Source organism: Ruegeria sp. BC6 (genome assembly GCF_056539185.1).
Genome location: NZ_JBQFUM010000001.1, coordinates 260,168 through 272,008 on the forward strand (window position 1 = coordinate 260,168; position 11,841 = coordinate 272,008).

Below are 11,841 nucleotides of genomic sequence, written 5' to 3' on the forward strand. Positions count from 1 at the left end.
CGTTAATGCGCGCGACCCTTTTGCAAATGGAATCATCAGACCATGGAACAGTCGGACACGCAGATCACCGATCTTTTCATCATCGGTGGCGGCATCAATGGCTGCGGCATCGCGCGCGACGCCGCAGGGCGCGGGTTGAGCGTCACGCTCGCCGAGATGAACGATCTGGCCTCGGCCACCTCGTCAGCCTCGACCAAGCTGTTTCACGGAGGGCTGCGCTATCTGGAGTATTTCGAGTTCCGTCTGGTCCGCGAGGCCCTGATCGAACGTGAAACGCTTTTGCGTGCCATGCCGCATATCAGTTGGCCGATGCGGTTCGTTCTGCCGTATCACCCGGACATGCGGTTTGACTCTGAAACGCCCACGTCGCGCCTGTTGGGGACGGTCATGCCGTGGATGAAGGGGCGGCGGCCTGCCTGGCTGATCCGTTTGGGGCTGTTCATGTATGACAACCTGGGCGGCCGGAAGATCCTGCCGGGAACAAGTTCATTGAACCTGCGCACGGCGCCCGAGGGTGCGCCGCTGCAGGACAAGTTCGAAACCGCGTATGAGTATTCCGATTGCTGGGTCGAGGATTCAAGGCTGGTGATCTTGAACGCGCGCGATGCAGAGGCACGCGGCGCGCGGATCTTGGTGGGCACCAAGGTTCTGTCGGCCGAACGCAGCGAAGATGTTTGGCAGATCACCGTGCAGGACTGCGAAAGCGGTGAAACCCGTGAACTGCGCGCGCGGATGCTGATCAATGCGGGCGGGCCGTGGGTTGGAGACATCATTCGGACCAAGATCCGTTCGAACTCACGCGAGGGCGTACGGCTGGTGCGCGGCAGCCATATCGTGACGCCGCGTCTCTGCGACCATGACAAATGTTACTTCTTCCAAGGTGAGGACGGGCGCATCATCTTCGCCATTCCCTATGAGCAGGACTTTACTCTGATCGGGACCACTGATCAGGACCACCCCGATCCGTCCGAGCCGCCCGTCTGCACCGAGGCCGAGCAGGATTATCTGTGCGCCTTCGCGTCCAAATACTTCAAGAAGCCGGTCTCGCGTGACGACATTGTCTGGACCTACTCCGGCGTGCGCCCGCTGTATGATGATGGCGCCCAAAGCGCCACGGCAGCGACGCGGGACTACACATTGAAAGTGGACGCCGAGGGCGGCGCGCCGGTCCTCAACGTGTTTGGTGGCAAGATCACAACCTATCGCCGCCTTGCCGAAAGCGCGATGGAGAAGGTGGCCGAGCACTTCCCAGACCTCTCTGGCCCTTGGACTGCGGGAGTTGCTCTGCCGGGCGGGGATTTCCCGGTCGACGGGGTCGAGGCACTGGTTGCCGGATTGAAGGCCAACTACGGATTCCTCACCGACAAATGGGCGCACCGTCTGGTACATGCGTACGGCACCGAAGCACGCATCATCCTCGGGAACGCGGTCCAGGCCGATGATCTGGGCGTCGATTTTGGCGCGACCCTGACCGAGCGTGAGCTCGAATGGCTGATGGACAAGGAATATGCCCGTACAGCGCAGGATGTGATCTGGCGTCGAAACAAACTGGGACTGCGCCTGAAACCCGAGGAGGTTGAGCAGATCGAGGCCTGGATGCAGAAGCGTCGTCGGCAATAACTGAAAACCGCTCAGTAACCCACCAAAGAAAAACGCCCCGCGGATGTCGCGGGGCGTTTCTTTTTTCTGTCGGTCAGGCCGCCTTTTCAGAAGGATCGGGATCCTTGTTCGTGCCCTTGATCCACTCTCGCATGCTCTGCATCACCGCATAGAGGACCGGCACCAGGATCACCCCGAACAGTGTCGCGGCGAGCATCCCGCCAAATACGGCCACACCAATCGCCTTCTGGCTGGCGGCACCAGCACCGCTGGCTGCCAGCAGGGGCACAACGCCCAGCAGGAAGGACAGCGCGGTCATCATGACGGCCCGGAAACGCTGATGCGCGGCCTCGGCGGCAGCGTCCTTGACAGACAGCCCCTTGGCTCGCTGCTCCATCGCGAATTCCACGATCAGGATACCGTTCTTTGACGCAAGCCCCACCAGCATGATCATCCCGATCTGCGTGTACAGGTTGATGTCACTGCCCACGATCGCCACCGCCGCAACCGCGCCGAACAGGGCCACGATCACCGACAGCAGGATCGAGACCGGCATCGTCCAGCTTTCGTATTGTCCGACCAGGAACAAATACCCGAATAGGATCGCCAGCCCCAGGATCACCACGACCAGCCCGCCGGATGCCAGCTGTTGTTGGGCGGTTCCGGTCCATTCAAAGGCATATCCCGGGGGCAGGGCGGTCGCCGACTCTTCTGTCATCACGGTGATTGCGTCACCGGTCGACAGACCTTCGGCCGGAACCGCCGTCACCGTCGCGGAACGGAACAGGTTGTGGCGTTTCAACAGAACCGGGCCAAGCACGTTTTCGACGTCGATGAGCGTTCCCAGCGGGACCATCTCACCGGTGTTCGAGCGGACGTACAGGTTAGAGATGTCCTCGACATTGTCACGATACGACCCTTCGGCTTGGATCATCACGCGATAGACGCGGCCGAACAGATTGAAGTCGTTCACATAGTACGAGCCAAGCTGAGCCTGCATGGTCTGGAAGATTTCGGCGACCGATACGTTCAGCGTTTTTGCCTTTTCCCGATCCAGATCCACGAACAGCTGCGGGACGTTGGCCCGGAAGGTCGTGTAGGCTTGGCCGATTTCAGGCCGCTGGTTGGCCGCGTAGACAAAGGATCCCACGGCCGAGGCCAAATCCTGCGGCGAGCCGCCTCCGGTTTGCTGAACCTCCATTTCCACGCCCGCCGACATGCCAAGACCTTGGATCGGTGGCGGGTTGAACGCGACGATCGAAGCGGCGGATTCGCCGTTGGCGATGGCCAGTACCTTCTGCAGGATGGCGTCCGCCGTCAGATCCTCGTCTTGCCGTTCATCCCAGTTGTCGAGGTTGACGAACACTGCCGCACCGTTGGTGATGGTTCCGTTCAGCAGTGAGAATCCGTTGATCAGAACGGTATTCGCCACGCCCGGAATCTCGCGGATCTGGTCGTCGACACGTTTGGATACCGCCTCGGTTCTCTCCAGTGTGGCCGCGTCGGGCAATTGGATGTCCACGAACAGATAACCGTTGTCTTCAAGCGGCAGGAACCCGCTGGAGGTGTTCGACATGATCGTCACGCCGCCAAAGGCAAACCCTGCGATGATGCCAAGCGAGACCACGGGGATGATCAGCAGCTTGCGTACGATGGACACATAGCCTGCGCGCATCGTCCCGATGAATTTCTCGAATACCGCCAGCAGACCCTTGGGTGGGCCTGAACGCGCCTGAAGGACCAAACCGCACAGCGCCGGGGACAAGGTCAGCGCATTGATGGACGAGATGACGACTGCGGTCGAGATCGTAACCGCGAACTGTGAATACAGCCGCCCCGAGATACCGGGCATGAAGGTCACGGGCACGAACACGGCCAACAGAACCAGAGTTGTCGCAATGACGGGGCCGGTGATCTGCCCCATGGCCTTGCGGGTCGCTTCGGCCGGCGGCAGACCTTCCTCGGCAATGATCCGTTCCACGTTCTCGACGACCACAATCGCGTCGTCGACCACGATCCCGATGGCCAGCACGAGTGCGAAAAGCGAGATTGTGTTCAGCGACATCCCGAACAGCAGCAGGAACGCAAATGTCCCGATCAATGAGACCGGAATCGCCACGGCCGGAATGATTGTCGCCCGCCAACTGCCCAAGAAGATGAACACGACCGAGATCACCAGAATGAAGGTCAGGATCAGCGTTGACACCACGTCGTTCAGCGACTGTTCGACGAAGTCCGTAGTGTTGAAGGGAACCGCATATTCCACATCGGTCGGGAAGGACCGTGAAAGACGCTCCAGTTCGGCTTCGACGCGGTCGGACACGGCAAGCGCGTTGGCGCCCGGCGCTTGGTAGATGCCGATTACCGTCGCCGGAACGGCCTGAAAATAGCCTGATGCGGCATAATATTCCGCCCCCAGTTCGACGCGCGCAATGTCACGGACCCGCACGATCGAGCCGGCGTCGCCGGTCCGAATGACGATATCGCCAAACTCCTTGGCCGATGTCAGGCGGCCTTTGGTCTTGATCGTGTACTGAAAGGTCTGGCCTTCAGGCACCGGCGGGGCGCCGATCGAACCAGCGGAAACCTCGATGTTCTGTTCGCGAATGGCCGAGATCACGTCACCCGGCGTGATGGAAAGGGCGGCCATCTTGTCGGGATCCATCCAGATCCGCATCGCGTATTCCAGGTTGGTCAGAACGTCGGCCTTGCCCACGCCCTGCACCCGTGCCAGCGCATCCTTGAGGTTGATCGACGCGTAGTTCGACAGGAACACGCTGTCATAGGTGCCGTTGGGCGAGGTCAGGGTGACCAGCAACAGCATGTTGGTCGACGCTTTCTGCGTCACCACCCCCGACGAGGTGACTTCGGTCGGCAGCGAGGACATGGCCTGCGCCACACGGTTCTGCACATTGACCGATGCGATGTCGGGGTCGGTGCCCACCTCGAACGTGATGTTCAGCGAATACGAGCCGTTGTCCGAGGATGTGGACGTCATGTAGATCATGTCATCCACGCCGTTGACCTGCGCTTCGATCGGCGCGGCAACCGTGTTTTCAACGGTTTCGGCGTTAGCGCCAGTGTACGTCGTCGTGACGCTGACCACCGGCGGGGTAATGTCCGGGAATTGGGCAACCGGCAGGACCATGTAGCCGATCGCCCCCATGATTGTCAGCACAAGCGAGATCACAAGTGCCAGCTTGGGCCGGCTGATGAACAGGGCGGAAAACATCAGTTATTCTCCCGGCTGTTCAGAGGCGACAACGGCGTCAACGGCAACACCCGGGCGCACCCTTTGCAGCCCTTCCACGATGACGCTTTCGCCCTCGCGCAGACCTTCCTTGACGATCACGGCAGAACCGACCGTGTCGCCGGTCGTGATGTAGCGCTGTTCGACCATCTGCTTGTCGTTGACGACCAGCACAAACTCTCCGCGTTGATCTCGCTGCAGGGCAGCTTGAGGGATCAGCACTTCAAGCGTGGGTTCAAGCGCTTCGATGTGAACGTTCAGAAAGGCGCCATCCACGATCAGACGTTTGTCGTTTGCAAACTCGGCACGCAGGGTGATCGCGCCGGTCAACGGGTCGATCCGGTTGTCCACGAACACGATCTTGCCGGTTTCTTCTAGCTCGGTACCATTGGGCAGCGTAAGCCGGACAACCGGGCTCTTGTTGCTTTCAGCAAGGGTGGAGGCGGTCTCACCAACGGTCTGAAGAACGGAGGTGAACTGCTTCTCATTCAACGAGAAATTAACGTAGATCGGCGCTTCGCTGATCAGGTTGACCAGCGGTTCCGTGTTGGGGCCGACCACGTCGCCGACGCTGGTGCTGATCCGACCGATCCGTCCGGAAAACGGGGCGTGGATCTGCGTGTAGTCCAGATCAAGCTGCGCCTGTTGAATGGCTGCGTTGGCCGCTTTGACTTCGGCTTCGGCAACCAACTCGTTCGCGCGGGCAATGTCGCGCTCGGATTCCGGCGTTGCGTCGCGCCTGTACAGTTCTTCCTTGCGGGCCAGGTCGACCTTGGCCAGTTCCAGATTGGCTTCGGCCCGATCAAGATCCGCTTTTCGGGCGTCCAGCGTGGCCTGGTACAGGTCGGGCTCAATGGTAAACAGCAGATCACCCTCGTTGACCAACGAGCCTTCTTCGACATTTCGGCTTTCCAGAAAACCGCTGACTCGTGCGATGATGTCCACGTTGTCCGTGGCTTCGGCCCGCCCGATGAAAACAGCCTCCTCGGTGATTTCCTGAGTGTATGCGGCCGCAATCGAAACTTTGGGCGGCGGTGCATCGGACTGATCCTGCGCAAATGCGACCGGTGAAAACGCAAGACTTGCCAGCAGTGTCGCGCAAAGGCCGAGACGCGAGAGCGTTCGATTGCTGGTCGTGTGGGTAAGCGTCTTTTCAACGGTCATTGCGAGTGCCTCATTCAAACCGGGATTTGGGTCGAGCCGGACCGTTCCTGAAGCCCGAGTCGACTAAACTCCAAGTCAGGATGGAGGCATTGTTGAAAATTCTCAAGTATTTGAATTTTAAACGCTCGAACCCTGTCCGGGGATGTTTCGGTCATCGAACCAATTTCGTCCGACGATTTCATCGGATCGTTCGGGTCAGTTGACTGTAAACAAGGGGGCCGCCGGCCCCCTTGATGCATTTAGCTTCGCACCCCGGCAAAGCGTGTTTGCCAATCTTCGCGCTGTTCGTCGGTGATCTTGGCGAACAGCACATCCGGTACCGCAAACTCATGCCCGGCGGGCAGGGCGCTCAGCGCAGCCTCAACGTCCTCGGGCCAGTTGGTGTCGAGCGTGTTCATCGCGCTCAGCATCCTGGCGGAGGTCTCGGGGATGAACGGGGCGCTCAGCACCGCGTAAAGCCGGATCAGGTTCAGGCCCAGCCGCACCTGCGCGGCGGCCTGTTCCGGGTCTTCCTTGAAGGTGGACCATGGGGCCGCGGCCTGCAGGTATTCGTTGCCCGCAACCCAGATCGCACGCAGTTCCTGCGCCGATTTGCGGACCTCCATCGCCTCCATATACGCCTCGTAGGCGCGAATACGCTTGGTCAGCTCTTCGATCAGTGCCTGTTCGCGTTCACCGTATTCACCACCGGACGGAACCTCTTCGCCGAATTTCGAGCGGCAGAACTTGGTGATCCGGCTGACGAAATTGCCCAACACGTCCGCCAGGTCCTTGTTGACCGATTGCTGGAAGTTCTCCCAGGTGAATTCGCTGTCGCTGCTTTCGGGCGCGTGGCTCAGCAGCCACCAGCGCCAGTAGTCGGCGGGCAGGATGTCCAGCGCCTGATCCATGAATACGCCCCGGCCCTGGCTGGTAGAGAACTGTCCGCCGTCATAGTTCAGGTAGTTGAACGATTTCAGGTGATCGACAAGTTTCCACGGCTCGCCCGAGCCCAGGATCGTGGCCGGGAAGGAGAGGGTGTGGAACGGCACGTTGTCCTTGCCCATGAACTGCACGTAACGCACGTCGTCGGCGCCTTTGTCGGTGCGCCACCAGCGTTCCCATTCCGCATCCGGCTTGCCGTGCGCGTCGGCCCATTCCTTGGCGCAGGCGATGTATTCGATCGGCGCGTCGAACCAGACGTAGAAGACCTTGCCTTCCATGCCGGGCCAGTCTTCATCGCCCTTCTTGACCGGGATGCCCCAGTCGAGGTCGCGGGTGATACCGCGGTCCTGCAGGCCGTCGCCGTCATGCAGCCATTTCTTGGCGATCGAGGTGGTCAGCACCGGCCAGTCAGTCTTGCCGTCGATCCAGGCGTCCAGCTGATCCTTCATCGCCGACTGGCGCAGATACAGGTGCTTGGTCTCGCGCACCTCAAGGTCGGTCGAGCCGGAAATCGCGCTGCGCGGGTCGATCAGATCGGTCGGGTCCAGCTGCTTGGTGCAGTTCTCGCACTGGTCGCCGCGGGCCTTTTCGTAGCCGCAGTTGGGGCAGGTGCCCTCGATATAGCGGTCGGGCAGGAACCGCCCGTCGGCGTTGGAATAGACCTGCTTTTCAGTCACTTCTCGGATCAGCCCGGCCTCGGCCAGCTCGCCGGCGAAATGCTGGGTCAGCTTGTGGTTTTGCGGGCTGGACGAGCGGCCGAAGTGATCGAAGCTGAGGCCAAAGCGCTTGGCGATGTCGGCCTGCACCTCGTGCATCTCGGCGCAGTATTCGGCCACCGGTTTGCCGGCCTTGGCCGCTGCCAGTTCGGCCGGGGTGCCGTGTTCGTCGGTGGCGCACAGGAACATGACCTCGTTGCCGCGGCCGCGCTGGTAGCGCGCGAACAGATCTGCCGGCAGCTGCGAGCCGATCAGGTTGCCAAGGTGCTTGATCCCGTTGATGTAGGGAATTGCCGAGGTAATGAGAATCCGAGCCATGTTTGGTTTCCGCCTAACTGTCTGCGCGCGCTCTATCAAACCGGATCGGGAAATCCCAGCCCCAGAATGCTATCGCCCTTCGCGCGAGCGTTTCAGCAGGCGGCCGATGGTGAAGGACGTGCGCGGCGCGTAGACGTAGTTGGTGCGTTCCTCGGGTGTCGGGCGCGAGCGCATCCGCGCCAGTCCAAACACGATCAGAACCGCGTGGCCCAATGCCACGAAGGCAAACAGCGCGCCGGGGCCGAATTGCTCGATCAGCGTCGAGGAAACATAGGGCGAGGCGATAGCCCCCAGCGCATACCAGAACATCAGCGCCGCCGACAGTTCCACCCGCTGCTCGGTGGTAGCGAAGTCGTTGGCATGCGCGGATGAGATCGAGAATATCGGAAAGGTCGTTATTCCGAATAATCCGGCGGCCAGCATGACGCCCACAGTGCCCGTGCCGCTGGCGGCTATGGTGATGCTGCAACTGATAACAGCGGCAATCGACATCCAGATCAGCACCCAGCGGCGGTCGTATTTGTCGGCCAGCCACCCGACCGGATACTGCGCCAGCGCGCCGCCCAGTACAAAGGCGGCCAGAAAGAACGCGATCTGATCGACGCCCAGCCCAACCTCTTGTCCGTAGACGGGACCAACCATCCGGAACGAAGCAGAGCTGATGGCCGAGACGATCACTCCAGCCACCGCCAAGGGCGAGCAATGCCAGGCCAACTTGGGCCGCAAACGCGGTGCGTCCGGGGTTTCGGGCTGGCTGGCGCGCGTCAGGGTCAGCGGCAGCAACGAGGCACAGCACAGGATGGCCAGCAGGTTGTACGAGACATAAGAGGCGGGCGGCAGAACGGCGATGATCAACTGCGCGCTGAGGGAGGCTCCCATATCGGCCAACCGATATGTGCCCATGGCACGGCCGCGAGTTTCGTTGGTGACTTTGGCGTTCAGCCAGGCCTCGATGACGGTATAACAACCCGCTACGCAGGTGCCCGAGGCAATGCGCAGCGCGGCCCAGGCATAGGGGTTTTCGGTCAGCGTGTGGCCAATCAGACCCATCGCGCCCAGCGCCGTGCAGACCGCAAAGGCGCGCGAGTGCCCGATGGATCCCATCAACCTTGGCGCCCACCAGCATCCCGCAAAAAAACCCAAGAAGTGAGCCGAGCCCAAAAGGCCGATCTGTTCAGTCGAAAACCCCAGCGTCAGGCCGGATATCGCGTCCAGCGGACCCACGCCGCCCGTGGAAAGCTGCAAAAGAATGACCGAAAGAAAAAGGGCGGCGAATGAGATGATGGTACGCATAGGTCCAATAGATGTCCGAATGACGCATAGCGATGCGCGCGGCTATTCGACTTTGTGGTGTCGTTTTCCGCCAGTTTCAGGGTTTTCTGCGAATTTCGGTTCGTATGTTCAATCCCACAGTCTCGTCGACCAGGTCCGCATAGCCGGTGGCGCCGAAATCCTTCCGGTTCAACGCGCCGGTCAAATGGATGAACAGCCGGTCCAGATCGTCCTTTGCGGAACCCGGCGGGCGATAGAGGGCGGCATCAAGAGTGATCGGACGGATCACGTCGCGTACAGTCAAGTCGCCGGTGACGGTCGCTCCGTCGGAAATGCGTCCGCCGGGGCCAAGGCTGACGGCCGTCGAGACGAAGTGGATCGATGGAAACTGCGCGGCATCCAACACGGATCGGCTTAGCATCGGGCCGCGTGCAAACGGCAGTTTCGTGCGTGCCTCGGCGACGTTCAGGACGACGTCGACCATGCTGTTGCGCAGGTTTTTTGTGTCCACCAGAACGTCAGCGGTCTGGATCGGCATGGTGCCGGTCTGGGCCGAGCCAGCCAGGCCGAATGTGAATTCAATCAATGTCCCTTGTGTTTCAAGTATATACGGAACCGGGGCGGCCACGGCGTGCCGCACCAAGGGCAGCGATGCCAACCCCGCCAGTACCAGAGTTCGACGGGTCAGGCGGCTCATGCCGGAACCCGCCCCTGGCGCGGCCGCGAGCGCATCAGCAATGTCGCAATAATGGCGATGTTCAGCCCGTTCCAAAGGATCCCGTTCACGAAGGCCAGTTCATACTGCCCGGTCACGTCATAGATCCAGCCGGACATCCAGCCACCCAGCGCCATGCCCATGATCGTCATCATCATGACGAAACCGACCCGTGCCCCGGCTTCTTGCGGGGGCATGTATTCGCGGACGACCAGCGCATAGCTGGGCACGATGCCGCCCTGCGCCAGTCCGAACAACAGGCTGATGACATAGAGCGACACCATCCCGTCATAAGGCAGGAACAGAAACAGGGCGATGCATTGCAGGATCGACCCGATCAGCAACGTGTGAACGCCGCCCAACTTGTCTGCGACCAGCCCCGAGATGATCCGGCTGACGACACCGCCCATCAGCATGAGCGACAGCATCTCGGCCCCGACCGCCGGGCCGTAGCCCAACCCCACGCAGTAGGAGACGATGTGGACCTGCGGCATCGACATTGCGACGCAGCAGCCAATTCCGGCGAGGCCCAGCACATATTGCAGGGTCCGCGGTGACAGGCCGACGCTGCGCGCGTTGATCTGCGCGGCGGCTGCGGCGGTGCCATGCGCCTCGGCCGGGACCTGCCGGCGCAGCAGCAGCGACAGCGGGATAACCACGATCAGGGTGATGACCGCCAATGTCAGATAGACCTGCTGCCACCCGTCGCGGGCAAGGATACCGGACAGGAGCGTGGGCCAGATCGCGCCGGACAGATAGTTTCCGCTGGCCACCAGTGCCACGGCGATCCCGCGTCGGCGCAGGAACCAGTGCGAGATGTCGGCGATCAGCGGTCCGAACCCGACGGCGGTGCCCAGGCCCAGCAGCAGATGCGCCACCGACAGCATCGTGATCGTCGGCGCCCATGTCGCCAGCAGATAGCTGAGCGCGCTGAGGCCTGCGGCACCGATCAGCGCCTTGGTCACGCCCAGCCGGTCCACCACCTGACCCAGCCACATGTTGCCAAGCGCAAATCCGATCATGGCCAGCGTGTAGGGCATCGAGGCCTCGGCCCGGCTGGCGCCGAACTGGGTCTCGATCGCGGGCATCACCACGATCACCGCCCACATGCCCACATTGGCCACCGCCGCAATGGCCAGCGTGACCAGAAGGCGAAGCCAGGAATAGCGGCTGTCGTGGATCGGATGGGTCATTTCGGCACGCTAGGGGGCGGGATGCGGTTTGACCAGTCACAACTTGCGTGATCCGGGGCCGGTCGGTCAGGCGCAGGTTTCCTCGGCGCCGATCCGTTGCAGGTGCAGCCCGGTGCGCGGCGCGGTCTGGGTGGCGTGCCAGCTGACCGGGGGCAGGGCGCGGGCGCGGCGGCGGGTCAGGGTCCAGCGGCGGGTCTGGCCCGTGTGCGCCGGGGCCATGTGCCAGCGCGTCTCGATGCCCTGCGCGCCGCCGTCGCCCGGGGTCAGCAGCAGCCCCAGCGGGGCCTGACCCATCGTGCCCCCCTGTTCGGCGGCCAGATGCATCCGGCGCACCGGCGTCAGACCCGGTGCCCCCGGCAGATCGCCGACCACCAGCGGCACCGCCCCGCTGCGCAGCGCCTCTTCGATGCACCACAGCAGGTCCTCGGCCCGGGTGGGGCGGACGAACAGGAAACGGGCGGGATCGGCAAAGGGCATCATGCCGTCGGGGTTCAGCTGATCGGCCTCCCACGCGGGCGAGATCCACAGAACCGGCCCCTGCGCCTGACCGGCCAGCCACATGGCAAAGCTGCGCCGCGCGGGGCCGCAGGCCTCGTGCACGCGGGCCAGTTGCAGCGAAATCTCATCATGCAGGGTCAGCCCCGGCGCCGCGCGCGCCGGTTTGCGGCCAAGAAGATGCGTGGACATGGC

8 protein-coding genes are annotated in these 11,841 nt (G+C 62.0%); 1 reads left to right on the top strand and 7 read right to left on the bottom strand.

Features of this window, described 5'->3' with window-relative positions; all coding sequences use genetic code 11:
* The first annotated feature begins 42 nt into the window (after window positions 1-42).
* The gene (gene glpD / locus ACR0MM_RS01260; RefSeq protein WP_480693987.1) at window positions 43-1,620 is read left to right on the top strand and encodes a glycerol-3-phosphate dehydrogenase; all 1,578 of its coding nucleotides are present in this window, start codon (window positions 43-45) and stop codon (window positions 1,618-1,620) included.
* A 73-nt stretch (window positions 1,621-1,693) separates the two neighbouring features.
* Here the strand turns inward: glpD and ACR0MM_RS01265 are convergent, their stop codons facing one another.
* The 7 genes from ACR0MM_RS01265 to ACR0MM_RS01295 all read right to left on the bottom strand — a co-directional run bounded on the left by ACR0MM_RS01265 (window position 1,694) and on the right by ACR0MM_RS01295 (window position 11,838).
* Complete coding sequence (locus ACR0MM_RS01265; protein ID WP_170445522.1) at window positions 1,694-4,831, bottom strand: efflux RND transporter permease subunit; 3,138 nt, start codon at window positions 4,829-4,831, stop codon at window positions 1,694-1,696.
* 3 nt (window positions 4,832-4,834) lie between these two features.
* Complete coding sequence (locus tag ACR0MM_RS01270) at window positions 4,835-6,013, bottom strand: efflux RND transporter periplasmic adaptor subunit (RefSeq protein ID WP_222458147.1); 1,179 nt, start codon at window positions 6,011-6,013, stop codon at window positions 4,835-4,837.
* 239 nt (window positions 6,014-6,252) lie between these two features.
* Entirely contained in the window at window positions 6,253-7,971 is a 1,719-nt protein-coding gene (metG, locus tag ACR0MM_RS01275) for a methionine--tRNA ligase (RefSeq protein WP_480693989.1), read from the bottom strand.
* Between the two features lie 69 nt (window positions 7,972-8,040).
* Complete coding sequence (locus ACR0MM_RS01280) at window positions 8,041-9,264, bottom strand: MFS transporter (protein ID WP_480693991.1); 1,224 nt, start codon at window positions 9,262-9,264, stop codon at window positions 8,041-8,043.
* A gap of 76 nt (window positions 9,265-9,340) precedes the next feature.
* Entirely contained in the window at window positions 9,341-9,940 is a 600-nt protein-coding gene (locus ACR0MM_RS01285) for a YceI family protein (RefSeq protein WP_480693993.1), read from the bottom strand.
* Window positions 9,937-11,151, bottom strand: a complete 1,215-nt coding sequence (locus ACR0MM_RS01290) for an MFS transporter (protein WP_170339548.1) — start codon at window positions 11,149-11,151, stop codon at window positions 9,937-9,939. Before ACR0MM_RS01290 ends, ACR0MM_RS01285 begins: the two co-directional genes overlap by 4 nt.
* A 66-nt stretch (window positions 11,152-11,217) precedes the next feature.
* Window positions 11,218-11,838 (bottom strand): ImuA family protein, encoded by a 621-nt coding sequence (locus ACR0MM_RS01295; RefSeq protein ID WP_170524081.1) that lies wholly within the window; start codon window positions 11,836-11,838, stop codon window positions 11,218-11,220.
* Window positions 11,839-11,841: the final 3 nt, after the last annotated feature.

Coding starts and splice junctions, on each gene's coding strand:
- glpD (WP_480693987.1), top strand. CDS start 43: ATGGAACAGTCGGACACGCAGATCACCGATCTTTTCATCATCGGTGGC.
- ACR0MM_RS01265 (WP_170445522.1), bottom strand. CDS start 4,831: ATGTTTTCCGCCCTGTTCATCAGCCGGCCCAAGCTGGCACTTGTGATC.
- ACR0MM_RS01270 (WP_222458147.1), bottom strand. CDS start 6,013: ATGACCGTTGAAAAGACGCTTACCCACACGACCAGCAATCGAACGCTC.
- metG (WP_480693989.1), bottom strand. CDS start 7,971: ATGGCTCGGATTCTCATTACCTCGGCAATTCCCTACATCAACGGGATC.
- ACR0MM_RS01280 (WP_480693991.1), bottom strand. CDS start 9,264: ATGCGTACCATCATCTCATTCGCCGCCCTTTTTCTTTCGGTCATTCTT.
- ACR0MM_RS01285 (WP_480693993.1), bottom strand. CDS start 9,940: ATGAGCCGCCTGACCCGTCGAACTCTGGTACTGGCGGGGTTGGCATCG.
- ACR0MM_RS01290 (WP_170339548.1), bottom strand. CDS start 11,151: ATGACCCATCCGATCCACGACAGCCGCTATTCCTGGCTTCGCCTTCTG.
- ACR0MM_RS01295 (WP_170524081.1), bottom strand. CDS start 11,838: ATGTCCACGCATCTTCTTGGCCGCAAACCGGCGCGCGCGGCGCCGGGG.